30 protein-coding genes, 1 tRNA gene and 2 other annotated features are annotated in these 26,050 nt (G+C 36.2%); of the genes, 3 read left to right on the forward strand and 28 right to left on the reverse strand.

The annotated features are described in order from the left end of the window. Positions 1-7: 7 nt before the first annotated feature. The 20 genes from DOK78_RS14005 to DOK78_RS14100 all read right to left on the reverse strand — a co-directional run bounded on the left by DOK78_RS14005 (position 8) and on the right by DOK78_RS14100 (position 15,863). A complete protein-coding gene (locus tag DOK78_RS14005; RefSeq protein WP_207941685.1) occupies positions 8-316 on the reverse strand; it encodes a PTS sugar transporter subunit IIB in 309 nt (102 codons plus the stop codon). Between the two features lie 22 nt (positions 317-338). Continuing rightward, a complete protein-coding gene (locus DOK78_RS14010) occupies positions 339-2,417 on the reverse strand; it encodes a BglG family transcription antiterminator (RefSeq protein ID WP_207941684.1) in 2,079 nt (692 codons plus the stop codon). Between the two features lie 239 nt (positions 2,418-2,656). Continuing rightward, the gene (gene rpmA, locus DOK78_RS14015) at positions 2,657-2,950 is read right to left on the reverse strand and encodes a 50S ribosomal protein L27 (RefSeq protein WP_016175701.1); all 294 of its coding nucleotides are present in this window, start codon (positions 2,948-2,950) and stop codon (positions 2,657-2,659) included. Between the two features lie 18 nt (positions 2,951-2,968). Further along, a complete protein-coding gene (locus tag DOK78_RS14020; protein WP_207941683.1) occupies positions 2,969-3,307 on the reverse strand; it encodes a ribosomal-processing cysteine protease Prp in 339 nt (112 codons plus the stop codon). A gap of 25 nt (positions 3,308-3,332) precedes the next feature. After that, positions 3,333-3,641 (reverse strand): 50S ribosomal protein L21, encoded by a 309-nt coding sequence (gene rplU / locus DOK78_RS14025; RefSeq protein ID WP_016175703.1) that lies wholly within the window; start codon positions 3,639-3,641, stop codon positions 3,333-3,335. A gap of 19 nt (positions 3,642-3,660) precedes the next feature. Next, positions 3,661-3,733 (reverse strand) — a sequence feature (ribosomal protein L21 leader region). A gap of 84 nt (positions 3,734-3,817) precedes the next feature. Further along, complete coding sequence (gene leuD / locus DOK78_RS14030) at positions 3,818-4,405, reverse strand: 3-isopropylmalate dehydratase small subunit (protein ID WP_207941682.1); 588 nt, start codon at positions 4,403-4,405, stop codon at positions 3,818-3,820. Position 4,406: 1 nt separating this feature from the next. Next, positions 4,407-5,786 (reverse strand): 3-isopropylmalate dehydratase large subunit, encoded by a 1,380-nt coding sequence (leuC, locus tag DOK78_RS14035; protein WP_207941681.1) that lies wholly within the window; start codon positions 5,784-5,786, stop codon positions 4,407-4,409. 33 nt (positions 5,787-5,819) lie between these two features. Beyond that, positions 5,820-6,863: a 3-isopropylmalate dehydrogenase gene (gene leuB / locus DOK78_RS14040; RefSeq protein WP_207941680.1), complete on the reverse strand. Its 1,044-nt coding sequence runs from the start codon at positions 6,861-6,863 to the stop codon at positions 5,820-5,822. Next, positions 6,860-8,383 carry a 2-isopropylmalate synthase gene (locus tag DOK78_RS14045; RefSeq protein WP_207941679.1) on the reverse strand — a complete coding sequence of 508 codons (1,524 nt, stop codon included), beginning with the start codon at positions 8,381-8,383 and terminating at the stop codon, positions 6,860-6,862. The genes leuB and DOK78_RS14045 overlap by 4 nt, the downstream gene beginning before the upstream one ends. Positions 8,384-8,729: 346 nt before the next feature. Continuing rightward, positions 8,730-9,011 (reverse strand): hypothetical protein, encoded by a 282-nt coding sequence (locus tag DOK78_RS14050; RefSeq protein ID WP_207941678.1) that lies wholly within the window; start codon positions 9,009-9,011, stop codon positions 8,730-8,732. Positions 9,012-9,095: 84 nt separating this feature from the next. Further along, on the reverse strand, positions 9,096-10,277 hold the full coding sequence (locus DOK78_RS14055) for a SulP family inorganic anion transporter (protein WP_207941677.1): 1,182 nt from the start codon (positions 10,275-10,277) through the stop codon (positions 9,096-9,098). A 250-nt stretch (positions 10,278-10,527) separates the two neighbouring features. Then, the gene (locus tag DOK78_RS14060) at positions 10,528-11,196 is read right to left on the reverse strand and encodes an amino acid ABC transporter permease (protein ID WP_207941676.1); all 669 of its coding nucleotides are present in this window, start codon (positions 11,194-11,196) and stop codon (positions 10,528-10,530) included. Continuing rightward, positions 11,196-12,035, reverse strand: coding sequence for a transporter substrate-binding domain-containing protein (locus DOK78_RS14065; RefSeq protein WP_207941675.1), 840 nt, complete (start codon positions 12,033-12,035; stop codon positions 11,196-11,198). The genes DOK78_RS14060 and DOK78_RS14065 overlap by 1 nt, the downstream gene beginning before the upstream one ends. A 122-nt stretch (positions 12,036-12,157) precedes the next feature. After that, positions 12,158-12,709 (reverse strand): DUF3267 domain-containing protein, encoded by a 552-nt coding sequence (locus DOK78_RS14070; protein ID WP_207941674.1) that lies wholly within the window; start codon positions 12,707-12,709, stop codon positions 12,158-12,160. 339 nt (positions 12,710-13,048) lie between these two features. Then, a complete protein-coding gene (locus DOK78_RS14075; RefSeq protein ID WP_279381661.1) occupies positions 13,049-13,177 on the reverse strand; it encodes a hypothetical protein in 129 nt (42 codons plus the stop codon). Positions 13,178-13,273: 96 nt separating this feature from the next. Next, on the reverse strand, positions 13,274-13,633 hold the full coding sequence (locus DOK78_RS14080) for a DUF1304 domain-containing protein (RefSeq protein WP_207941673.1): 360 nt from the start codon (positions 13,631-13,633) through the stop codon (positions 13,274-13,276). A 39-nt stretch (positions 13,634-13,672) separates the two neighbouring features. Next, positions 13,673-14,311: a nitroreductase family protein gene (locus tag DOK78_RS14085; protein ID WP_207941672.1), complete on the reverse strand. Its 639-nt coding sequence runs from the start codon at positions 14,309-14,311 to the stop codon at positions 13,673-13,675. 15 nt (positions 14,312-14,326) lie between these two features. Beyond that, the gene (locus tag DOK78_RS14090; protein WP_207941671.1) at positions 14,327-14,734 is read right to left on the reverse strand and encodes a MarR family winged helix-turn-helix transcriptional regulator; all 408 of its coding nucleotides are present in this window, start codon (positions 14,732-14,734) and stop codon (positions 14,327-14,329) included. 255 nt (positions 14,735-14,989) lie between these two features. After that, positions 14,990-15,063 (reverse strand) — tRNA-Arg (locus DOK78_RS14095). Between the two features lie 104 nt (positions 15,064-15,167). Further along, on the reverse strand, positions 15,168-15,863 hold the full coding sequence (locus tag DOK78_RS14100; protein WP_207941670.1) for an O-methyltransferase: 696 nt from the start codon (positions 15,861-15,863) through the stop codon (positions 15,168-15,170). Between the two features lie 110 nt (positions 15,864-15,973). After that, positions 15,974-16,182, forward strand: a binding site (T-box leader). A gap of 51 nt (positions 16,183-16,233) precedes the next feature. Between DOK78_RS14100 and DOK78_RS14105 the strand changes: the two genes are divergently transcribed. Both DOK78_RS14105 and proS read left to right on the forward strand, forming a co-directional pair. Continuing rightward, positions 16,234-16,428 carry a DNA-directed RNA polymerase subunit alpha C-terminal domain-containing protein gene (locus DOK78_RS14105; protein WP_207941669.1) on the forward strand — a complete coding sequence of 65 codons (195 nt, stop codon included), beginning with the start codon at positions 16,234-16,236 and terminating at the stop codon, positions 16,426-16,428. A gap of 11 nt (positions 16,429-16,439) precedes the next feature. Next, positions 16,440-17,876, forward strand: a complete 1,437-nt coding sequence (proS, locus tag DOK78_RS14110; RefSeq protein WP_207941668.1) for a proline--tRNA ligase — start codon at positions 16,440-16,442, stop codon at positions 17,874-17,876. A gap of 38 nt (positions 17,877-17,914) precedes the next feature. Here the strand turns inward: proS and map are convergent, their stop codons facing one another. Continuing rightward, entirely contained in the window at positions 17,915-18,661 is a 747-nt protein-coding gene (map, locus tag DOK78_RS14115) for a type I methionyl aminopeptidase (RefSeq protein WP_207941667.1), read from the reverse strand. Continuing rightward, entirely contained in the window at positions 18,648-19,115 is a 468-nt protein-coding gene (locus DOK78_RS14120) for a hypothetical protein (protein ID WP_207941666.1), read from the reverse strand. The genes map and DOK78_RS14120 overlap by 14 nt, the downstream gene beginning before the upstream one ends. A gap of 259 nt (positions 19,116-19,374) precedes the next feature. Between DOK78_RS14120 and DOK78_RS14125 the strand changes: the two genes are divergently transcribed. Beyond that, positions 19,375-19,716, forward strand: a complete 342-nt coding sequence (locus DOK78_RS14125) for a hypothetical protein (protein ID WP_207941665.1) — start codon at positions 19,375-19,377, stop codon at positions 19,714-19,716. Positions 19,717-19,812: 96 nt separating this feature from the next. Here the strand turns inward: DOK78_RS14125 and DOK78_RS14130 are convergent, their stop codons facing one another. The 6 genes from DOK78_RS14130 to DOK78_RS14155 form a co-directional block, all read right to left on the reverse strand. Beyond that, the gene (locus DOK78_RS14130; protein WP_207941664.1) at positions 19,813-21,021 is read right to left on the reverse strand and encodes a carbohydrate-binding domain-containing protein; all 1,209 of its coding nucleotides are present in this window, start codon (positions 21,019-21,021) and stop codon (positions 19,813-19,815) included. 283 nt (positions 21,022-21,304) lie between these two features. Next, a complete protein-coding gene (locus tag DOK78_RS14135) occupies positions 21,305-22,147 on the reverse strand; it encodes an aldo/keto reductase (protein ID WP_207941663.1) in 843 nt (280 codons plus the stop codon). Positions 22,148-22,207: 60 nt separating this feature from the next. Beyond that, positions 22,208-23,212 carry a lipoate--protein ligase gene (locus DOK78_RS14140; protein WP_207941662.1) on the reverse strand — a complete coding sequence of 335 codons (1,005 nt, stop codon included), beginning with the start codon at positions 23,210-23,212 and terminating at the stop codon, positions 22,208-22,210. Between the two features lie 12 nt (positions 23,213-23,224). Further along, positions 23,225-23,965, reverse strand: coding sequence for an MBL fold metallo-hydrolase (locus DOK78_RS14145; RefSeq protein WP_207941661.1), 741 nt, complete (start codon positions 23,963-23,965; stop codon positions 23,225-23,227). Between the two features lie 106 nt (positions 23,966-24,071). Then, the gene (locus tag DOK78_RS14150) at positions 24,072-25,157 is read right to left on the reverse strand and encodes a M42 family metallopeptidase (RefSeq protein WP_207941660.1); all 1,086 of its coding nucleotides are present in this window, start codon (positions 25,155-25,157) and stop codon (positions 24,072-24,074) included. Positions 25,158-25,253: 96 nt separating this feature from the next. Continuing rightward, the gene (locus tag DOK78_RS14155) at positions 25,254-26,042 is read right to left on the reverse strand and encodes an SDR family NAD(P)-dependent oxidoreductase (RefSeq protein ID WP_207941659.1); all 789 of its coding nucleotides are present in this window, start codon (positions 26,040-26,042) and stop codon (positions 25,254-25,256) included. Between the last annotated feature and the right edge of the window lie 8 nt (positions 26,043-26,050).

Consider the following 26,050-nt stretch of genomic DNA (forward strand, 5'->3'; position numbering starts at 1 on the left):
CTTGATTTTATAAAGCGCCTTTTGCTTGTAAAACTGGAACTAGTTTTTCTTCAATTTCTACTTTTGACACAATATTTTTCAAATAAACAATCGCTGTTTTATTTTCATCAATATTGAATTTTTCAAATTGTGATTTAAAATTTTGTGCAGTGATAATAATATCCGGTTGCATAGATGCTGCTGTTGAAATGTCCACGTGATCTAACTTGGCACTAACATTGTATTTATTTAAAACATCCTCTGCTGACATTTGTGCTGCAAAACTACTTCCTAATCCAGCACCACATACAAATAAAATATCAATCTTTTTACCCATTATTCATTCTCCTATTCTTCTTTTAATTAAAGAGAGTTTGTTTAAACTCATCTATTGTTTTAGTAGTAACAAGTTGATTTAATTTTTCTTCATCATTAATTAAATCAATCAAATGACGCATAATATTAAGATGTGAAAACGAATCGACTGCTGATAAACAAAAAATAATTTTGACGGGATCATTTTCCTCATGACCAAATTCCACACCTGACTTAACTGTCGCAACACTTAACCCTAAACTATTTGCGCCATCTTCTGGTCTAGCATGTGCTAGGGCAAGGTGTTTACCAATTACGATATAAGGACCATATTCATCAACAGAATCAATCATCGCTTGAATATAATTTTCTGTAATAATCCTTTCTTTCAGCAATGGATGAGAAACCTTTGTAATTAATTCTTTCCAATTCTTTGCTTCAACATTCATCAAAATATTTTCATCTTTTAAGACATCCTGAATCATAGGCTGCAACTCCCTTTTATTAATCGTTAAGTGATTTTTTCTAAATATTTTTTCCAATTCTTGGTACTGACATTCCACTTTTTGTGAAGTTTTTTTATCAAACAACGTTAAAATGTCTGAGAATAACTGTGTCGAATCTCTATGTTCATTCGATAAACGACGATATTGCGAATGTTGACTCAGAAATGCAGCGATGGCTTCTTTGCTATCTTCTTTAATAATTGGTTCTAAAATCAATAATGGTTTATTTTTGATTTCAATAGAGACCGTAGAAAAGACAAAATCAACATCTAATTTTTTGATTAGTTCGATTTCACGTGAACTTAAAACGGCTAATACTTCAATATGAAATAACTCTTTAAGGTTTTCTGATAATAGCTTGCCAGTTGCCAATCCGTGATTGCAAATCACTACCGCTCGATAAAAATAAGTCAATTCTTGATTCAATTCACTTAAAGAGGTTGAAAAATGAATCGTGAGAAAAGCAATTTCATCTTCAGTCAATTGTTTCTTTAAAACCTTGTTAAATTCAGGTGTAAAACTTTCCACTGCTCGATAAATGGTGTCATAATTGGCTTTGATTGTTTCCTTCAAAGGATTAGCAAATTGCACATCATATCGCAAACGACTGAGTAAACTACCAATATGTTGATACAAGCCTTCTTGCAAATCCGCTTCTTTTTTAGTAAATGGAATATGTGTTTCATTTTCAACATGTTGAATTAATTGAATTGAAAGCAATTGTGCTTGCACCCATTCAATAGATGTACTCATATTTTTAGGGTTAAAGGTATCTAAAATAAAGGTGAGATACTTGTATTCATTTGCTGCATCCTGAATCGAAAATTTATCAAAAATCGCTTGAACAAACTCTTGAATTTCTTGAGAAGCATGTGTTTCTTTATGTGACCAATCGGGCGATTGAATACTCTGTTTATTTTGAAAACGAGTCAACCAAATTCCAGTAAATAAGACGAGATTTTTTCGATACAAATTATCTTCACTTGCTGAAATCGACTCACCATAAATTTGATCAATCTTTTTAAATACTTCTAAAGAAATATATTTAAAAATAATTTGCTGTTTGACTGATTGATTTTTTATCTCATCGGTTAAAGTAAAATTATCTACCATTTTATTGATAAACGAATAAATCATTGTTCGAATACTGCGTTCCTTGCCATTCAGTACTAACCCTTGTTTGGGAATACTTAAAATTTCGACAGTATATTTTGTTAACAACTGACGTAACCGTCGCATATCCTCGTCTAAGGTACTTTTAGAAATTTGTAATTCCTCTTCTTTTTGATAGAGAAATACTTTCTTTTTTCCGAGTGAAATAGAAAGAATTAAATCTAACAGTCGTTCATCACGAGTCAATATCTCATCATGAACATCGCGACCAATTAATTCAATAAGCGCTTCTTTTTTCTGCTCTGTCATTGTTAGTCGCAAACCTTTCCCACGAATTGTTTGTAAAACAGGGAAATCATTATCGATAAAATACGTATTCAGTTGATTTATTTCATTTCTCATCGTTCGTTTGCTTAATTGAAATTCTTCACTAAGCGTATCGATGCTAATCGGAAAATCAGAATATAGAAATTTTCTTATCAGCTTAATTGTTCGATCTTTCATGAGCTTATCTCCTTCTCTGACTATAGTATAGGTGCTCGCCTACTCGATTGTTAGTAGAGATTTTTGCATCTTAATCGAGCAAAAATGTAAGCGTTAACTAAAAAATACAAAAAAAGAGCTTAATCAAACGTCAAAAAGCGAAGTGATTAAACTCAAATCAATGATGCAATTAAAGTACGGTTTTCTTACAACAAAAAAAGCTAGAAACTTCGAAAAGTTTCTAGCTAAAAAATATCTAATTAAGCTTCTTGAGCTACTGGGTATACAGATACTTGTTTTTTGTCGCGACCTTTACGTTCGAAACGTACTACGCCGTCAACTTTAGCAAATAAAGTATCGTCTCCACCAATACCTACGTTTACGCCTGGATAGATTTTAGTACCGCGTTGGCGATAAAGGATTGAACCACCTGTAACAGTTTGACCGTCTGCACGTTTAGCGCCTAAACGTTTAGATTCAGAGTCACGTCCGTTAGATGTAGAACCGCCACCTTTTTTGTGGGCGAATAATTGTAAATTCATTTTCATCAACATGAGATGCACCTCCTGTGGTTATAATTGTGTGTTAATTTGGATATATTCGCTATTCTCTTCTTGAACAGCTTGAAGACCCAACAATAAATTCTCTATTAGAATTTGTACGATATTCATTTGTTCTTGCGTCATTCCAGTCGGTACTTCTACATATAAGTAGCCACCTTCTTCATGATTAACCTCAAGAATGGGCTGAATGCCTGCTAAGGCTTCAATACCATTCACGGCGCTAATCGCTAAAGCTGAAACAGCTGCACAAACGATATCATTGCCATATTCTCCAGCATTCGCATGTCCTGTAATCTCGTATGAAACGATTCTACCAGAATCATTGCGTTTAAATGTTCCTTTAATCATAGCTTACCCTACTTTTTTGTAAGAATTATGCGTTAATTGCTTCGATAACAACTTTTGTGTAAGGTTGACGGTGACCTTGTTTACGGTGAGTGTGTTTTTTAGGTTTATATTTGTAAGTTACAACTTTCTTTTGTTTACCGTGTTTTTCAACAGTTCCTTCAACAGTTGCACCTGCTACAGTTGGAGCACCAACTTTTGTAGATTCGCCACCCACTAAGATTACTTCGTCAAAAGTTACTTTTTGTCCTGCTTCAACGTCTAATTTTTCAACGTAGATTGCTTGACCAACTTCAACTTTTACTTGTTTACCACCAGTTTTGATAATTGCGTACATGCTATACAGCACCTCCTTGTAATATACTTAGACTCGCCATCCCAAGCGACAAATTGTACTTAATAACTTGTTCTGTGCGGTTGTAGCTGTGGAGTCCACAATTACAACAATACTACTTTATCAAAAAACAATTCTCACGTCAATGAAAAGTTTTGAAATTTTTCCAAAATATTTTCTTATTGCCAATAAGCCGGAATAGTTTTCTCATAAGCTGTGATAGCTTCGTCTTCTTTTAGCGTGATTCCAATCTCATCTAATCCGTTTAACATTTTGTGCTTCCAAGTTGAGTCAATGTCAAATGAATATTCATTTTCACCAGAAACAACTTTTTGATTAGGTAAGTCAATCGTAATTTTATCCGTTGGAGTAAGTGCAGCAAGCTGTTCAAGTGCAGGTCGTGGCAAAGAAATTGGCAATAACCCATTTTTTAACGAATTCATATAAAAAATATCACCGAAGCTTCCAGCAATGACTGCACGAAAACCATAGTTTGAAATCGCCCAAACCGCATGTTCCCGAGAAGACCCTCCACCAAAATTATCACCTGAAATCAAAATAGACGCTTCACTATATTCTGGAAAGTTTAAGATAAAATCTGGGTTTGGTTTTCTGCCTTTGATATACCGCCAATCATCAAACAAAAATTCTCCAAAGCCTGTTTTTTCAATTAACTTTAGGTATGTTTTCGGTAAAATTTGGTCCGTATCTAAATTATCATTCATAAAGGGAACTGTTTTCCCCTCATAGACTGTAAAAGGTTCCATATTATTCCCCTCCTATAATTTCTCGTACATCAATAAAGCGACCGTTAATTGCTGCAGCTGCTGCCATTGCAGGGCTACACAAATGTGTTCGTGAGTTTTTTCCTTGTCGACCAACAAAGTTCCGGTTAGAAGTTGAGGCACAATGCACAAATTCTGGGACTTTATCTGGATTCATTCCCAAGCACATCGAACATCCTGGTTCACGCCATTCAAATCCCGCTTCAATAAAAACTTTATCTAAGCCAATTTTTTCGGCAGCGTGTCGGACTGGTCGTGAGCCAGGAACAACAATTCCAGTCACGCCTTCTTTAATTTTTTTACCTTTTAAGATTTTGGCAGCTTCTTGTAAATCGGATAGACGACCATTCGTACAAGACCCAATAAAGACGTATTCGATATTGATGTCTGCTGCTTTTTGACCGGGATGCAAGTCCATATATTCGTAAGCTAGGCGATCGTTATGGTCTTTGATTTCTGGAAATGGTGTATTAATAGACACACCCATTTCTGGATTCGTTCCCCAAGTAATATATGGTTCCAATGTGTTTGCATCCAATTCGATGATACGATCAAACTCTGCATCTTCATCTGTATACAATGTTTTCCAGTCAGCAATTGCAGCTTCCATGTCTTTCGGTGCATATTCGCGACCTTGAACATATTCAAAAGTTTTCTCATCAGGAGCCATCATGCCCATTTTTGCGCCGCCTTCAATCGACATGTTACAAATGGTCATTCGTTCTTCCATTGTTAGATTTTTAATGGTTTCGCCATAGAATTCTGCTGCATAGCCAACTCCAAAATCAACACCGTATGTCGCAATCAAGGCTAGAATAATATCTTTGGCATAAACGCCTGGTCGCAACTTTCCGGTAACATGAATACCTAAGCGTTTAGGTTTCTTTTGCCAAATAGTTTGCGTTGCTAGAACGTGTTCTACCTCACTTGTACCGATCCCAAAAGCAATCGCGCCAAATGCTCCGTGTGTCGCTGTATGAGAATCCCCGCAGACAATCGTTTTCCCCGGTTGTGTTAAACCTACTTCAGGTCCGACCATATGCACAATCCCTTGACGAGCAGAACCATTATCACAAAGAGTAATACCAAATTCCTCACAATTTCTTCTTAGCGTATCAATTTGTTTTTTTGAAATTAAATCAGTAATGTTAAAAATATCTTTTGTTGGTACATTATGATCCATCGTACCAAATGTTTTATCGGGACGACGAACTTTACGACCAGCTTCACGCAATCCTTCAAACGCTTGAGGTGATGTCACCTCATGAATCATTTGTAAATCAATATAAAGGAGTTGCGCTTCTCCTTCTTCACCACTGACGACATGACGTTCCCAGACTTTATCAAATAGTGTTTTTCCCATGTGAAAGCCTCCTTTAATTTTTTGATTTCACAATTACGTTAATTTTTCTAGAATGGCTTGTGTAAATGCTGTAGTCGTTGTATTCCCACCTAAATCTTTTGTTAAAATGCCTTCTTCCATCGCCTCAAAACAAGCTTTTTCTATTCGATCTGCTTCTTCGTTCATATCAAATGATTGACGTAGCATCAAACTAGCCGACAAAATCATTGAGACAGGATTCGCAATATTTTGCCCCGCAATATCTGGTGCAGAGCCGTGGATTGGTTCATACAAGGAAACGCCTGATTCACTGTGGCTGGCACTCGGTAAAACCCCCAATGTACCTGGCAAAACAGATGCTTCATCACTCAAAATATCTCCAAACAGATTTTCTGTTACAACTACGTCAAAAGCAGTTGGATTTTGTACAATTCGCATTGCTGCTGAATCAACATATTGATGTTCTAACGTACAATCTGGAAATTCTTGAGCGACTTCTTCGGCAATTTTACGCCATAATTTACTGGTTGCTAATACATTCGCTTTATCCACTGACAAGACATGTTTGCGACGTCCTTGAGCAATCTCAAACGCCTTACGGATAATGCGACGAATTTCAACTTCTTGGTAACGGTTGGTATCAAACGCCTCCTCTTCTCCTAAGTGACGTGGTTCACCAAAATAAATACCACTTGTTAATTCTCGAACAACAACAAAATCCGTTCCTTTGACGATATGTTCTTTAATAGGAGAAAGTGGTAACAACGCATTTGGAACAGAAATCGGACGAATATTTGCAAATAAATTTAATGCTTTACGTAAAGCCAATAATCCTTGTTCTGGCGTTTTCTCTGCTTGTTCCCATTTAGGACCACCAATTGCTCCTAATAAAATGGCATCGGCTTGCTGGCAAGCAACTAGTGTATCTTGTGGTAATGGTTCACCTTTAGCGTCAATTCCCGCGCCACCAAAAGGATGTTCTTCAAATTCAAAAGTAATGTTTGCATGCTCTACAGCTTTTTTTAAGACGGTGACACCACTTGCCATAATTTCTGGTCCAATTCCATCACCTGCTAAAACGACAATCTTTTTTTTCATTTGCGTTCCCCTTTTTCTTTAAGAATAGCACTTGCTTGGGTATATGCCTCAGCAGAAGCTTGTAATACGTCAAAATCTACACCAATTCCATTAATCCGTTCTTTTGTTGCTTCACATTCAATCGATACATGAACTTCTGCTTGGGCATCTTCGCCGCTAGTTAACGCTGTAATCTCATAGTCAACCAAACGCGGCTGTTGATTAAAAATTTGATCAATCGAATTATAAATTGCTTGAATACTTCCGGCACCAATAGCAGAAGCAGTATGAACTTCTTGGTTGTCGTCTTCAATAGAAACAACCGCTCCTTGATAGCCGTTTGATACATATTGTAATTGAACTGTTTTTAGCTTGTAAGTTTCTTCGCTACGACGAACTTCATCCGCTTGTAGTGCAATTAAATCTTCATCGGTAATCTGCTTTTTCTTATCGGCTAGTTCTTTAAATTTCTTGAAGAGATTTTTCACTTCTTCTTCCGATAATTCATAACCTAATTCTGCCATTTTCGTAACAAACGCATGACGACCAGATAGTTTACCTAAAGGAAGTGAATTTGTATGAACTCCTACAAGCTGTGGTGTAATAATTTCATAAGTTTCTGGATTTTTTAAGACACCATCTTGATGAATACCTGATTCATGAGCATAGGCATTCCCACCAATTACCGCTTTATTTTTAGGAACAGCAAAACCTGAAAGGCGAGCAACGATATCACTCGTACGTTTTGTTTCACTCAATACAATATTGGATTCACATTCATAAAAATCTTTACGAATGTGCAAAGCAACGGCAACTTCTTCTAAAGCCGTATTACCAGCTCGTTCACCGATGCCATTAATGGCTCCTTCCACACGTTTTGCGCCATTTTCAATCGCCGCCAAAGCATTGGCTGTTGCCATTCCCAAATCGTCATGACAATGAGAAGAGAAAATGATTTCTTCTTCACTTTGAATATTTTCGATTAGGTAAGCAAACAATGCACCATATTCAGTTGGATTGGAATAACCGACTGTATCCGGTACGTTAATAATTGTTGCACCTGCATCAATCGCTGTTTGGACAGCTTTTAAAAGAAATTCTTTGTCTGTTCTAGTCGCATCTTCTGGCGAGAACTGAACTTTGTCGAAACGTTCTTTTCCATAACTCACATGCTCTTTAATGGAGTCCAACACTTCTTCACGTGTCATTTTCAATTTATATTTCATATGAACATCACTAGTTGCTAAAAAAACATGGAGTTGTGAATGTTTAGCATCCTTCAATGCTTCGTAAGCACGATCAATGTCTTTTTTCTGACAACGTGCCAAACCAGCAACGGTCATTTTTGTTGCTACCTTTGCAATTGCTTGAACAGCTTCAAAATCACCAGGTGACGCAATTGGGAAACCAGCTTCAATTGTGTCAATTCCCCACTTTTCAAGTTGAAGGGCAATTTGAACCTTTTCATTGGTATTAAAATTCACACCGGGTGTTTGTTCCCCGTCTCGTAGGGTTGTATCAAAAAATTGTATTTTTCTCATTGCACTTCTACCTCTCTTTTTTCCATCGTTTTTTTAGGATGATTTCTACGTATAATTTCTTACTAATAAAAAAAGCACTCCACAAAGGATTTCCTTTATGCAATGCGAATAGGACTCTTCTTAAATGTAAACTAGAAAAGAGTCCTGGACTATAATAATAAAAATGTAGTTGTTGAAATTACTATTGTATTTTTCATAATAACCACCTAATCAATAAGTTCTTGATAAAAAGATACCGAAAAAGAAAAAATAAGTCAATACTTTTGTTTTAATTTTCTGAATATTTCGGCATAAAATAAAAAATAGCTAACTTTAGGCATTTAACCTAAAGTTAGCTAGGGTAGTTTTACTTTTTTGCTGCCTTTTTTGCTGCCTCAAATTCATCCTCTGAGCCAAAATATTGGACAAATGTTGTTACAGCATTTGCTTCATGACGATTCGAAACATTTACTTCTGCTACTTGTCCTTGTCGATAACCGGTAATGACAAATCGGCATAAAACATTCCCTTTGGATAATAAAGAAACCACACTATCCTCACGTTTAAATTCATAATTTTTGTTTTTTGCATAACCACTTTCATAACCGTCTTGACATAAACTTTCAATTACCTTTACTTTCTTTGCCATTTGCATCACACTCCTTTTTGTAAAATTATACACAAATTCTGGTATTTGGCAATACAGAGGGCCCTAATAGACGAAAAAACAGCTCTAATCATTAGAGCTGTTACTGACTTTTGCAAAAAAATGGAGGTGCGTAATACCTGTTAAAAGAACACCTAATACAATACCAATTGCTAAATTATGTGTATAAACAATCACAGCAACGGTAATAAACAAAATGAGACTTTCTTTGAATTCACGATTTTTAAATAAACGCAAACTTTCCCAATCAAAGGTATCCACCGCTACGGTCATCATAATCCCAATCAAAGCAGCCGTTGGAATACCCACCATCAAGTCTTTTAATGCAAAGATAAATAGCAATAAAGTCATGCCTGAAATAAATGTGGATAATCGTTTACGTCCACCTGACTTCACATTAATAACTGCTTGACCAATCATGGCACAACCAGCTTGTCCGCCAAAAAGACCAGTCACTATATTGGCTAATCCTTGTGCTTTGACTTCACGCTGACTGTCGCTTTTGCTATCAGTCATCTCGTCTACAATCGGCACGGTCAATAACGACTCAATCAAACCAATCATAGCTAACGCTAGTGAAGTTGGCAAAATAATCCATAATGTTTTTAATGTCAATGGGACAGCTGGTAATGCCAAAGTTGGTGTGATATCATTCATCGCCCCTAAATCCCCTACGGTCTGTAAATTTCCTTTAAATAAAAAGGCAACAATCGTCATCACCACAATCACAATTAACGCAGAAGGAACAACCGTTATAAACCGAGGAATCAGATAAATCAAACCAATACTCACAATAACCATTGCATAAGAAGCCCACGTTTGACCGGGTAATTGTTGGACTTGTGCCATAAAAATTAAAATAGCCAAAGCATTAACAAAACCAAACATCACCGTTTTAGAAATAAAACGCATCAACTTATGAATTCCTAGAAAACCGAAAATCATTTGTAAAATCCCTGTTAAAATTGTTGCAGCAATCATGTAATTCAAGCCATGTGAGTTTACTAACCCTGCGATTACTAGCGCCATTGAACCGGCAGCAGCTGAAACCATCGCTGGTCGCCCACCCGTAAACGTCACCACTAACAGCGTAATCGCTGAAGCAAACAACGCAGCGATTGGCGGCACACCAGCAATAATTGCAAAACCAATCACTTCTGGTAAAATTGCCACGGAAGACACTAACCCCGCAAACAAATCATTACGTTCATTGCCCAACCATTCATTTTTTTTAATTTGAAACAACATCTTTAAACTCCTTTAGTTCATTTGAAAACTTTATTATCTTATCACAAATGAAAGCTAAGATGAAAGATACTGTTTGTAAAAAAATCAACGAACATGTGATTTCTCAAAAAAACGCTTCTAATATTCTGATTGAGGGTCTATCTCTGATGGTTCATTGATTGCATGAATAACATCCTACAAATTTTTTATTTCATTTGTCGTCCTCAAGTTTATGTACAAAAAAACCTCCTCGCCAAGCAAGGAGGTTTACTTATTTTATGGTCCCATAACGACGCAGATAATAATCTTCTAAATACTTTTGTACATATTCAATAAGTAAACAAATACACCAATAAATAATCGCAACTAATACATACATCGACATATAATCAAAGGTTCGTCCGCCAACAATTTTAGCTTTTTGAAAAATATCTGGAATCGTAATCATTGCAGCTAAAGACGTTCCTTTAACTAAATCCATCGCCACATTACTTAGTGCGGGGATAGAAATACGAAACGCTTGCGGCAAAATAATCGAACGCATAACTTTTGGAAATGAAAACCCTAACGCATAGGCCGCATCCCACTGCCCGCGATCCACTCCGGCAATTGATCCTCGATAAATTTCACCAATAAAGGCACTACTTGTTAAACTAAAACAAACAATTGTCGCTGTCAGCGCATCTAATTGATATGGCAAGCCAAAATATAATAAAAACAAAATGACCAGCGCTGGTACGCCTCGTAGAAAAGAAATCAGCACTCGAATGACACGATTCAACCAACGATTTGGAAGAAAGCTCAGAGTTGTAAATAAGATTCCCAAAAGATTTCCAAAGAAAAACGAAGCAAACGCAATCCCAATTGTATAAGATAAGCCACCTAAAATAAAGGGGAGCGATTCCCACATCAATTGAAAATCAAAGGTTGGAATATACATTACTCGGCCTTTTTACTTTCAAGCAAATCTTCTTTTGGTTTTTCAGAGACATCTGTTTGGAAATATCCTTCTGAAATTTTAGCAAGCGTGCCATCTTCCTTCATTTCTTTTAGTGCTGTATCTACTTTTTCACGTAATTCATTGTTTTCTTTGACAAATAAAAACCCAGTATGATCTAAATCAAAATAAACATCCTCTAAAATTTTTACTGGAATATCAGGCAAAGCACCTACAGACATTTTTTGTAAATAATAATCGTTAATAATGACATCTGTCCGACCATTTGCGACATCGGTTAAATATTGATCGTTCGTTGCATTATCATAAACAACTAACTCAGCACCATAGCTTTCTGCTAACTTCATGTAACTAGTGTTCGGCTCACCTGCTGCTTTTTTGCCTTTTAAATCTTCTAGTGAATGAATCCCTGAATCATCACTTTCACGTACAATCATACTTGTGAATGAATATTTGATTGGTGTACTTAAACTAAATTTATCTTTACGGTCGCCCGATAAACCAAAATCATTTGCTGCAAAATCGGCTTCTCCTCGTTGTAATGCAGCAATTTGACCATCAACATTATATTCTTTGAATTCAATATCGACATCTAAGCGCTTCGCTACTTCTTTTGCCAAATCAACATCATAACCAACCAATTGATTGTTATCATTATAATAAGAAGATGGAAAAAGTGTTCCTGAAGTTGATACAGTTAACTTACCTGCTTCTTCAACTTTTCCCCAACTTTCATCTTGTCCCTCTTTTTCCTTTGTTCCACATGCAGTTAATACTAAACCTGCTGTAAGAAGTGTTGCTACCACTAACCATTTCTTCATGTTTTCCCCTCCAAAATTATAACAGTTTTTTTATCTGTTACATATCGTAACATTTTGATTATACCCGATATTGGAAGGGATTACCAATGAAGTGATACAGAAAAAAAGACTGCTCACACAGCCTAATAGTAAAAATTGATTCCTTGTTCTGTATCCTCTATCCAGATGTTTTTGGGAGCAAACAAAATTAAATAGGTGAAATAAAAATCACCGACACATCCCGCTCCATGCAAGGCAACTAAAAAAGCAAACATACTCGCTGGCAAGATATTTAATAAGAAAAAAATAATTAGTCCTGCTGTAATAATAATAAAGGGCGCTAAACAAATGATAATAAATTGGTATTTTTTATAATACGAATGAGGACTTGTCGCATAAGCCATCCCATTCTTAAAACCAAATTTCACCTTTTTTGTTGGCTGAAAAGTTTTGAAAAAAACAGCATGAATAAGCTCGTGAATAATAATTAAACCCAAAAAGAGGATAACCCCCAACATCAATGCCCCAAAATCAAATGTTTGATAGAGCGAGGCAGAATATAAAAAGCCCAATTTAGAAAAGATAAAAAAGAAAACAAAAAACAACATAATTCCGGCGATGTTTAATCCCCAAATCAACTTTTTGTTTTCTAATAGGTTGATTTCTTTTAATAAAATTCTCTTTTCATTCCCCATAGAAAGCCCTCCTTTATATAAAATCTACAAAACGTCGGTCCCAAATATTTTCATAAAATTGAATAGTCTTTGCCGCTGACATATACTTATTATCCATTGTCGTTGTTGCATTAGGAAGCGTCAACTTTAATCGTTGAATCCACACAATATTCTGTTTGTGTCTCACATGTTTCGATGGATTCTACATCAATTTTTGTCAATAACTGTTGTAAATCTTGCACTAGCATGTTTTTTCTGAACAAATTAAGCATCTTCTGGTTGGTTTATTTGAGAAATGATTTCCCAATTTTTCTCTTGATAAATCAACTTTGAATCACAATGTTGAATAAAAATAACTGCTCAATTAGTTTTATTGTATTCATCAATTCGTTGATTGACTAGTAACGTCAACTTTTGTAGTTGATAGCTATCCTGACAAACACCATTTTGAAGATCAATCACTAATAAAGCATCCGAAAGCTTACACATATATTCATCTCTTCGTTTATTTATCTCTATTATAACAAACATTCTAAGCTAAAAATAAAAAGCACAACCTTTGCAGACTGCGCTTTTTATAGACAATTAAAAAAAGGTTGAAACTAAAGCAAGGATGGCTAACCCACCTTGCGTGAAAATAATTTTTTTATCGCTTGTAAAGCTTCCATATAAAGCAACGAAAATAATGTATAGCAGAATTAAACGACTGATTTCCAGCGATGCAGTAGCAAAGAAGACACTATACAATAACCCAACACCAATCAATCCATTATAAATACCTTGATTTTTAAATAAGGTGTTTAATGATTTATCTGCTAAACTTTCCCTCGTCATATTAAATACACGACTTGTTGCAGCTGAGGTTGTAGCGAAAGTTTCTAAATACATAATATAGAAAAATTCTAAGGCTACTAACACAACTAATACCATTGAAATGAATGACATGATACTCCCCCTTAGAAGACTATTTTTCAAGTAACACTTTTACTTAAATTCTGTAATTTTTTCCGCTGCTAAACGGACAGATGAATAACCCGTTTCTTTTGCTTTACCAATCGATACAATCATCACGGGGACATAACGCTCTTTGTCTAAACCAAATGCTTCTGCTAATTGATCCTCTTCAAACCCACCAATTGGATTTGTTTCATAACCATGTGCACGAGCAACTAACATCAATTGCATCGCAGCTAAACTTGAATCAATTTTTACAACGTCATTCATTTTTTCTTTAGTAAAGTTTTTATAGTAAGGGATAATTGCTTCTAGTTGTTGATCTCTGACTTCTGGAGGCATTCCTCCTTCTGCTACTGCTTGGTCGTAAATTTCTTCGCCTCGTTCATAACATTCCATATCTCCAAAAATTAAAATCATTGCAGAAGATGTATCATTTTGACGAGTATTAAAACGAATTAATGGTTTTAATTTTGCTTTTTCTGCCTCGCTTTCAACGACTACAAAACGCCATGGTTGCATATTTACTGATGAAGGCGCAAGTGTTGCTTCTTGAATCATTTCTAGCATTTCTTCATGAGAAATTTTATAGGATTCATCATAGATACGTACAGATTTTCTATCAAAAGTAATTTCAGAAAAATTATTGTTCATTAAGTTGTTTGACATATTAATTGGCCTCTTTCATTTCACTAATTTGGTTAATAATTCTAAGAGAAGTTCTCCTTCTTGATCATTAAGTGATACAGGTATTTGTTTTTCAGAAGAACTATATTTTTTTTCACAAGTTTCTAACTCGTTGAAAGCTTTAGCTGTAATCTTTACAAAAACTTCGCGATTGTTTTGTTGATTTCTTTCACGAGTTACATAATTCTTATCTTCTAGTATTTTTAGATGTCTCGTTACTGCGGCACTATCAATTTTCAATTCTTTTTGTAGAATAGTTTGCGAACATTGCCCATTTTCTTTTAAAAACATCATTAGTTCATAACGAGTAATACTAAACCCCGTTTCTTTTTCAAACTTGGCGGTCATTTCTTGATTCGCCAACTTTAACTGATAAAATAATTTACTAATTTTTCTAAGATTCATATTAACTCCCTTCTACATTTGACTAGTCAACAGTTGATTCATCAAATATACAGAAAAGAATTTAATTTGTAAATTACTTTGCTTGCATTGGTGATTCATACGTGTGAATATACGCTATAAAATAAAAAAACTGCTAGAAAATAGCAGCTGTGTGTTAAACATTAATTAATTAAGGCAAAATATCATCGTTATAAAATTTTTTGGCACAAAAAACAAAAAAAGCCTTAGAAACCAACGTTTCTAAGGCTTAATTAGCGTCACAGGAGGGATTCGAACCCCCGACCGTCCGCTTAGAAGGCGGATGCTCTATCCGGCTGAGCTACTATGACAGATGTTTTAGCAACAAAAATTATTATATGGAAATTCCTTATAAATGTCAATTGTTTTTCTGTTATTTTTTAAGGTGCCAAAAAAAGACACCTTAAAAAACAGCTTATTCTACAGGTTCAATCACAACTTCATCTGCTTCTTTGGTGATTAAAGCAATCCCATCCCCTAATGGTACCAAACTCGTTGTTAAATCAGGGTGTGTATTAATGACATCTAAAAATCGTTTTAGTTTACGATGAATAGTACGACGATTCCGAGGAATTTCTTCGATTGGATCTAACACTGTTCCTCCTTGAAACACATCATCTACCATCAATACGCCACCTTTTTTCAACAAGCGTAAACACTCTGGTAAAAACTCAATATATTTTGACTTAGCGCTATCCATAAAAATAAAATCATATGGACCTGTTAATTCTGGTAAAATATCTGCTGCTTGACCTTCTAATAACGTTACTTTATCTTCTAAGCCAAGACGTTCATAAGTTTTTTTCGCTTTACGAATCATGACATCAAAGCGATCAATGGTGGTAACATGCCCGTCTTCTCCAACATATTGCGCCATTAAACTAGAAGAAAATCCCAGTGCTGTTCCGATTTCCAACACTTGCTTTGGTCTAATTTGACCTAATAAAAATTGCATAAAAACAACTGTTTCATGGGGGATAATCGGTACTTCATTTTCATTGGCTTCTTTTTCAATTTGACCCAGTTCACCAGCTAATTGTTTTTGTTCATTACGTAAAAATTCGACAAGTTCGGGTTTTACAACTGGTCGATACATCATTTCGTTTCTCATGTTTTACACTCCTACTTATTCACTGTTTTTCATTATACGAATTTCAGCGACAACCTGCAATCTTTTCTCATTAAAAACTTCTACTTGCTTTTTTGAGCAATTCCTATTAGTCTATAGACAGGATTTGGATTACTATCAAAAATATGTTTTAGAGAGTCGGGGCAAGGCTGGAACCTCGATACCCCTATTTTTGTGAACCTACCAATGTCAATGATTGTGAAAACAATCGGGTTAGAACCCTTATCTTCGTTACAAGTGGGATAGAGTTATTCTATTCAATGAAGGTGGTACCGCGAATGTTCAGCATTTCGTCCTTTTTATCGGGATGAGAATGCTTTTTTTATTGCAAAAAATTAAAGGTGGTTATCAAATGACTTACGACGAATTTTTACAAAAACTTTCTAACCCCGCACGAAATGCACTTTTACACGAAAAAATTGATAGCTTTGATAAATTAGCCAGCTTAACTGAAAAACAGGTCTTAGCTATCCATGGCGTGGGACCAAAATCTTTACCCACTATGAAAGATGCGCTCAACCAAAATAATCGTACATTTAATCAATAGGAGGAAACAAAATGGCAGAACAAAAAAATGATTTTACAGAATGGTATTTACAAACCGTTCAACAAGCAGAATTAATGTCTTACTCACCCGTTAGAGGTTCCATCATCTTCCGTCCAGATGGTTTTGAATTATGGGAGCATATTCAAGAAGAATTCAACAAATTCTTACGTAGCGAAGGAATTCGCAATGCCTATTTCCCAATGTTGATTCCAAAAAGTTTCTTCATGAAAGAAGCGGATCATATTGAAGGCTTTGCTCCAGAGCTTCCTTGGGTAACTGAGGTAGGCGATGAAAAGTTAGAAGAACCTTTAGCTTTACGCCCAACTTCTGAAACAATGATTGGGACTGCTTTTTCTGATTGGATTAATTCTTATCGTGATTTACCTTACGAAATTAATCAATGGGCCAACGTCTTCCGCTGGGAAAAGAAAACTTTACCATTTTTACGTACTTCTGAATTTTTATGGCAAGAAGGACATACCGCACATGCAGATGCAGAGGATGCACGCAAACGTACCTTACGTATCTTAGATGAGTATGCGCGTTTATGTGAAGAATTTCTAGCGATTCCTGTATATAAAGGTGAAAAAACACCTTCTGAACGTTTTGCAGGCGCCGAAGAAACTTATTCAATTGAAGCAATGATGAAAGATGGAAAAGCCGTTCAAGCAGGAACTTCACATTATATGGGAACCAAATTTGCTGAAGCCTTTGACATTACTTATTTAAATAAAGAAAATAAACACGTTCACGCCCATACAACTTCATGGGGAGTATCTACACGTTTGTTAGGTTCATTAATCATGACCCACGGAGACGAAAATGGGTTAGTTTTCCCACCAACTATTGCGCCAACACAAATCGTTTTAATGCCAGTTGGTCCTTGGAAGAAAAATCCAGCAATCATGGAAAAATTAGACGAAATTTTTGCAACATTTAAAGCAGAAGGTTTCCGCGTACGCTTAGATGATAGCGATAATTCTCCAGGTTACAAATTCAACGAATGGGAATTAAAAGGAGCTTGTGTCCGTATCGAATGTGGTCCTCGTGACTTAGAAAACGGTCATGTAATGGTTAAAGTTCGTGACCTTTCAGAAAAAGAAAAAGTAAGCTTCGAAGAGTTAACTGCTTATGTGAAAGAACAATTGGCAATTATGCCAAACCGTTTATTAGAAGCTGCTCGTGCTCGTAACAAAGAAAACGAACACTATGACATCGAAACATTAGATGACTTAAAAGCACACATTGAAAAATGTAAAGCAGAAGATAAAGTAACTGGTTTTGTCCTAATTGGTTGGGATGGAACAGAAGAAACCGAAGCAAAAATCAAAGAAGAAACTGGATTTACAACCCGTAATATTCCATTTGAAACACCAATGGAAAAAACAGTTGATATTGTAAGTGGCAAACCCGCAAAACACACCGTGTGGATTGCACGAGCTTATTAATAAAAAGAAGCAAAATCAGTTTTGATTTTGCTTCTTTTTTATAATTGTGTCAGAATTTCTGGCCCATTTTCGGTAATAGCCACTGTATGCTCATATTGTACACAAATCGAATGATCTAACGTTCGAACTGTCCAACCATCATCTTCCGTATAATTTGCCGTTTTACCTAAAGTAAACATTGGTTCAATGGCAATTACCATGCCTTTTTTCAAACGAGCACCTTTGTTACGAATACCATAATGTGGTACAGTGGGTTCTTCCCAAATTTCTCGTCCGACACCATGACCTGTAAAGTCGTACACATTGCCATAACTGTGTTCTCGTGCATAACTATCAATAACATAACCAATATCCCCAACTCGTCGTCCTGCTAACGCTTCTTGAATGCCTAAGTAGAGACTTTTTTCGCAATGTTCCATCATCGCTTGAATTTCTCCACTCACCGTTCCAACGGCATATGTCCAGCCAGAATCCCCATGATAGCCTTGGTAACAAGCGCCAATGTCAATGGTAATCACATCGCCGTCTTTTAAGGGTTGGTTATCTGGAAACCCATGACAAATAACATCATTTGGTGAAGAACAAATCGAATAGGAAAAGTCATGATGATTAATAAAGCTAGGAATAGCTCCTTTCTCACGAATTGTTTTTTCAACTAAGGTATCAATTTCTAAGGTGGTGATTCCTGGACGGATAACTTCACGAACTAATTGATGGCATTCGGCGACAATTTTTCCAGCTTTATGCATTAAGTCTAATTCACGCTCTGATTTAATAATGGTCATTGTTTTTCTCCTTATTGATTAGATAATTGGCACGATTTCGGCATTTTTTGCTACAAAATTTCGAGACTTTCGCTCGTTTATAAGGCAGAAACCATTCGCTACATTGCTCACAACGTTTAATTTCAATTGGTCCTTTTTCTAAAGCCTCTACCACACTCACAATAGCTTCAATGTAATTACGATCAACCCTACTTAAAGAAGGTGAAAATTGTGAAGTAACAACTAATTCACCTGTATTGAACTGCACGCATAAATCAAAATAGTGGCGCTGTTGTAAAGCTTGATTTATTTTTTTAATTAATAACTCATTAATAGTCCCTTCTTGAAGTAATGCTTCACCTATTTCTAAAAGTAATTCCTGTAACTGTGTTTCTTCTTTTGTTTGGGCTTCTTCATTTTTTATTTGATTTAAAATTAAAACAAAAAAGTTTTCTTTCGCTAATTGTGGGCTCATTCTCTTCTCTTTCTTTTTAAGCTCATTAAAATATTTAATAAGCTTAATTATACTGTTTTTTCTAAAAAATACCAGAATAAAATCTAGTCTGACAGGTTAATTTCTAATTTTAATGGTAAAAAACTGAATCAGCGGATGCTTTTATTTGGTGTCATCAGTAGCAGCTAATTTCTATTGATTTACTACTATCTATAGCGAAAATGAGAAGGTTTGCAAAACAAAGTCGCTTATTTTATTATTAACTGAGGAGGAGATATTCATGAAGAAAATATGTTTTGTATTAATTGTTAGTACCGGAATCAATTATGGTTCAATATTTCCCTATCCACTTGTTAGAAATAACGATGCTTTGAAAGAGTATTTTTCTAAGGATTACGACGTTTCGATTGACTACGCTAACGATAAAGACGTAGTGGATTATTTAGTCGTCCCTAAACCATTTGTCCCTTTTGATAATGAAACAGAGCTTCCAATAATCGAAGTACCCGCAGACTTATTTATAAAAAAGGATTTTGAGGGAATAAAATCATATATAGACAATTATTTTGCCAATAATCCGGATGAACTTAACTCTTCGTTATCAACACTAAAAACTGAATGAATCAAAAAAATAGCAAGTCAACATCTTGAAAAAGAATTTGACTCGCTATTTTTGATTCGTTGAGACTATCTATACGTTTTCCAATTTCTTTTTATATTAGGGGTTTCCATTGCCGCCAGGTCCGCCACCCATATTACCTCCAGGGCCACCCATCATGCCACCTTCTGGTAAGTCTGTTAACGTTTCACCATTCACAATTAAAGTGCCACCAGTAAAGCTGCCTGTACCATCATAGTCAACCGCAGATTGGGCGGTTAAAGTTACCACACCGCCAGCAATGGTCAAATCGCCGTTACTGTCTAACGCATCCGTATCTCCTTGACCGACTTCTACCGTCACATTGCCACCATTAATAGTTAAACTTAAATCAGTTGTGATAATCTCAGAGGCAGAAGCGTTGATACCATCATCTGTTGCGTAGAGTGTCACATCCCCATCATCAATAACAATCACAGGTGCTTCAATACCTTCTACACTAGTCACAATATCTAACGTTCCTCCTGTAATCCAGATATTTTGTTCTGCTTTAACCGCATCATCTCCTGAAGTAATGGTGATTTCACCACCACTAATGGTTAACTGACCTTTTCCTAAATCTGTGTCATTACTTGATTTAATGCCATCGCCACCTGCATCAATAGTCAAAGTTCCACCAGAAATGGTTAAGGAATCTTTGCCTCGAATCCCACCATCTACGCTCGTAACATTAATAGTACCTGATTCAATCCATAAGTCATCTTTACCTACAATTCCGTCTTCAAAATTGGCTGTTACGTTCAATGTTCCTTGACCTGTAATTATCATATCATCTGATGAATAGATCGCTCCATCAATTTCTTCATCACTACGTGTCGCTGCATCTTCGACTGTATTGGTTGTTCCATCTGCTAATTCTAAAACTGTTTTTTCTGCATTTTCAATTGAGATAGCTGCTCCTTCACTGCTTGTAATGGTTGCATTGTTTAAAATAATTCGTACATTGCCTTCTGTATTGACGGTCACTTGACCAGTTGTTTCACCACTCAAAATGTACGTACCAGCTTCAGTAATGTTTAATCCTTCATCGGTTAAGGTAATTTCTGTGGTTTCCAAAGCATCCCAATCGACGTCAGCATTGTCACTCGTTTCAGTTTGTACGAGTGTTTCAGTTGTCGCAGTAGAGGTTGATGTCGTAGCTACGATACTGGTATTTGTTTCTAATGCAGCGGTCTCTGCTTGACTACTTTCTGTTTGACTGCAAGCGGCAATCACCGTTACTGCAAGTGCTAAGGTAGCTGCAGTTAATCCTTTTTTACGTTTATTCATATTCGTTTCTCCTTATCTTCTATAAATTATGACGCGTTATTTTTGTTGTTGCGAATAAGCCCATTGTCGAAAACGCGAGGGCTGTTAAAAAAATTAATTTCAAAGCAGAGCGTTTCTTTGCCTTCATTATCATTCCCTCCTTTTTTCTCTAATGTATTCGTTCTTAGTACTGTGTTTACTATATATCGCCTAGCTTAAAGTTAGCTTAACTCCCTGAAAAAAAACAAATATTCCATAAAAAAACCTTTCAAACCATCTTCATGAGACGATTGAAAGGTCCTTTTTATAATATAGCTAAAGGCTGTTTAGCCGTTGGAGCTGGATACAAAGCATCAATTAGTGCCAATTCTTCCTCAGTTAATTGAAGATGCCCTGCTTGAATATTGCTAATCGTATGTGCCACACTACTTGATTGAGGGATCGCCAATGTTTGCCCATCACGAAGACACCAAGCCAAGAGAACTTGAAAAATGTCCACTTGATGCTGGTGCGCAATTTCTTGCAAGACACGTTGCTCGGTTAAATGTCCACCTAAACTATCACCTTGTGCAATCGGTGAATAAGCAATTAATGGCAGTTGACGTTTCTGCATATACGGCAATAAGTCAAACTCAATTCCGCGCTCACTTAAATTATATAAAACTTGATTCGTTTGACAATTTTGTCCGTTTGTTACTCTCATTAACTCTTCCATATCTGCTAAATCAAAGTTAGAGACACCCCATGCCCGAATTTTTCCACTTTGTTTCGCTCTTTCCAATGCTTCTACCGTTTCAGCTAAGGGAATATTCCCACGCCAATGTAGCAAATACATATCTAGATAATCTGTTCCTAACCGTCGCAAGCTATTGTCTAAACGAATCGGCAATTGCTCAAGAGAAGCATTCCATGGATACACTTTAGAAATTAAATAAAGTTCTTTTCGACGATACGGTTGGATTGCTTCGCCAACTAATCGTTCTGCATTGCCTTCTCCATACATTTCAGCAGTATCAATCACCTTTGCTCCATGGTCTAAACCGGCACGTAATGCTTGAATTTCTTGCGCTCTTTTTTGAGGAACATCGCCCATATGCCAAGTACCTAAGCCGATTGGAAAAACAGATTGTTGGTTAATTTTTACCATTTAAGCTTCCTCCTATTAAAAAAATCTGCAACAACAAATTGTTTTTGCAGATTTTCAATATTAATAAATTAATTCAAATAAATCGTTTGTTTCAATGTTCCCAAAATATTTTTTCACATCGATAGCATCAACGACTTCTTTTAACGCATTTTTTTCATATTTTGTTCCTACTAAAGCATCTTCTACGTCTTTTACTTCTCCTAAACCAAAGAAATCACCATAAATTTTCGCATCAGTAATTTTGCCTTCTGCAACATTTAAGCGCACTTCAATAGAACCAATTGGGAATCGTTTACGACGTTCAATGTCAAAAGCTGGAGATTTTCCATAGTTCCAATCCCAGTTCGCATAATATTTTTCTGAGATTGCTTTGACTTTTTCCCAATCATTATCAGTTAAGGTATACGTTTTGATAGCTTCTACTGAATCGACACCAAAGATTTTCAATAAGATTTCTTGACTGAATTCTTCCGTTGTCATCTCTTGATTCTCTTTTGGTAAGAATGGTTTGATATTCGTTACCCGTGAACGAATCGATTTGATACCTTTTGACTCAATTTTATCTTTACGAACTTTTAAGGAGTTCACCACTTCATTTACATCGCTGTCAAACATGATTGTACCATGCGCAAACATGCGACCATTTGTAGCATACATCGCATTTCCAGAGAACTTCATGTCATTGATGACTAAATCATTACGACCTTTTAGTTGTGCCCCTTCAACGCCCATATCATGTAGTGCTTGAATAATTGGCTTCGTTACTTTTTCAAAATCGCGGAATGAATTGCCATCATCAGGCATGATGAAACTAAAGTTTAGATTTCCTTCATCGTGATAAACTGCCCCACCACCACTAAAACGGCGAACAACATGGATTCCATTTTCATCCACATATTCTTTGTTAATCTCTTCAATCGTATTTTGGTTACGACCAATGATAATTGATGGTTCATTGATATAAAAAAGTAAAATCGGCTCGTCAATAGCCATTTCTTGCAATAAAAAAGTTTCAATCGCTAAGTTTACTCGTGGGTCTCTTAAATCATTTGGTACAAAAATCATGCTTCGTTCCTCCTAAATTTCAAAAGTTTTCCCTACTTTTGCTAATTCGACAGGCACTTCATGCTGCGCTGCTGCACTTGCTTCGGTGCGTAATTGTTCCAAATCACCGAATTGAGGTAAATGAGTTAAAACTAATTTTTTCACCCCTGCTTGACGTGAAATTTCTCCAGCTTCTTTAGAAGTAAAATGCGCAATATGATTTTCATTACCTTCAAACAGATAGGTATCTGCTAAAAATAAATCCGCATCTTTGGCAAAATCAACAAAACTTTCTAAATAACCAGAGTCACCAGTAAATACAAATATTTTACCTGTACTATTTTCTACAAACCGCATTGCGTAACAAACGACAGGATGAATCGTCTTCATAAATGTAACAGAAAAAGGTCCTAAGTTCAACTGTTCTACTTTTAGATAATCATGTCCTTCTGAAACATTCGGTAAGGTCAAGCGAGCAAACTGTTCGGCATCTTCTCCATGACCATAAATCGGTAGAATTGGCCGTTCTTCTGTTTTGGGGAATAATTGCCAATAATGTTGTAGCACACCTAAATCAGCCACATGATCGGGATGATAATGACTGAGAATCACTGCATCTAAATCTAATGGATTAAACACTTTTTCCAGTTGAATCAATGTTGCACTTCCCGCATCAAGCAGTAGATTATAACCTTCTGATTGCAATAAAAAACTCGTTGTACCTTCCCCATTATAAGGATATGCGCCAAGGCAACCTAAAACTGTTAGTTTCATAAAAATTCCTCCTCACCTTTTGTCCTTAGTGTAAACGTTTCGCTAACGACACGCAAATAAAAAATAGAGTGAAAAACCTATCAAAGGATTCTCACTCTATTTTTATTTAATAACTTCTTAACTCATTCACTTTTTTATCATCTAAGCGACGAACTACTTCTGTCACTAATTTAACCGTATTTAAATAATCATCTTCATGAATGATGGATGTATGCGAATGTAGGTAACGTACAGGGACGGTAATTGCAATTGATGGAACGCCATCTCTAGTTAAATGCATTTGTCCTGCGTCTGTTCCACCACCTGTAATGACGGTATATTGGAAAGGAATCTCTAACTCTTCAGCAACGTTAATAACAAAGTTCAATAATTTTTTATGTGGAATCATCGAGGCATCAAAAATTAACACTTGCGGTCCTTTACCCAGAACAGAATCTGCTTCTTTCGGTGTCATTCCTGGTGTATCCCCAGCAGTACCCGTGTCTAAAGCAATTGCGATATCAGGATTAACTAAGTGCGTACTTGTACGAGCCCCACGTAATCCGACTTCTTCCATCACGTCACTTCCAGCAAACAAGCAATTTGGATGGCCTTCATTGGCTAAGTTTTCTAATACACGTAAAGAAACAGCAGTCCCCACACGATTATCCCATGCTTTAGCTAATAAGAATTTACTGTCATTCATCCGTTGGTATTCGATATATGGCGTAATCATATCTCCTGGTCGAATGCCCCAAGTTTTTGCTTCTTCTTCACTTGACGCCCCAATATCAATAAACATATCTTTGACATCATATGGTTTTTTGCGTGCTTCCATTGATAGTACATGTGGTGGTTTGGAACCAATAACGCCGTGAATTAATTTTCCATCTTGCGTTTTAATTTCTACTTGTTGTGCAAGCATAACTTGGCCCCACCAGCCACCTAATGTTTGGAATTCAATAAAGCCTTTTTCAGTAATTTTGGTGACCATAAAACCAACTTCATCCATATGACCAGAAATAAAGATTTTAGGACCGCCACCTTTTCCAGAATGTTTGGCAATCACGCTCCCTAAGCCATCAAAGAAAATATCTTCGGCAAAATCTTTGGCATAGGCTTTAAAAACCTCTCGAACTTCTTCTTCGTTGCCAGGTACACCACGAGCAGAAGTTAAATCAATCAATAGTTGTTCCTCTTTTTTTTCTAACATCACATACGCTCCTTTTTTTATACTATAAATTAAGTATAGCACGCATCCAATGAAAGAACAGAATAGCTCGGTTATGTCTCAATTAATTTTTTCTCACTATTTTTCTTTGGTCAGTTGTTGATTATTTTTGCTAGTACCTGCATAAGAAAATTTATGATCACTTAAGACGAAAGTAAACGTTTCTCGATCAATCGAACCCACAATACTATCACTATCGTAGAGTTGCATTAAGAACTGCGCCATCTCTTCACTGTCATGGTATCTTGAAAAGGCTTGGTCATAATTATATGTTGTCGTGTTGTTGGCGACCTTGCCAAATTCCGTTTTTGTTGCTGCCGGCGCCAAAACCTTCGCTTGTAGCGGTGAATTTGACGCACGTAATTCTAAAGCCAAACCTTCTGTAAAAGAGCTAACATAAAATTTTGAGGCACAATACGTTACCGCCGTTGGAACGATTGTATAACCACCCGCCGATGAAATATTAATCAATTGCGTCTGTGGTTGCTGTTGGTATTTTTGTACGTACAGCATGGATAAAATCGTGAGCGCCTCTACATTGAGTTGCAATAAGGCAGATGTACGCCCAATGGATTGTTCCTCCACCATTGTGTAATAACCAAAGCCCGCATTATTAATCCAAGCTTCAATAAAATAGCTGTCTAATTGCTGAAATAGCTTTTCTAGTTCGGCAACTTGCGTTAAATCAAATGGATGCACCACAATATCAACCTCTGGACAAGCCTGCTGAATTTGTTCTTTCACTTCTAGTAATTTTTCTTCACGACGAGCGATTAAAATGACATTTTTTCCTCTTTGGGCAAAAGCTCTCGCTGTAGCCGCCCCAATTCCGGAGCTAGCTCCTGTAATAACAATGTACTTTTTCATGAATTTCT

Origin of the sequence: Enterococcus sp. DIV2402 (assembly GCF_017426705.2) — a bacterium.
Classification (GTDB): Bacteria; Bacillota; Bacilli; order Lactobacillales; family Enterococcaceae; genus Enterococcus_F; species Enterococcus_F lowellii.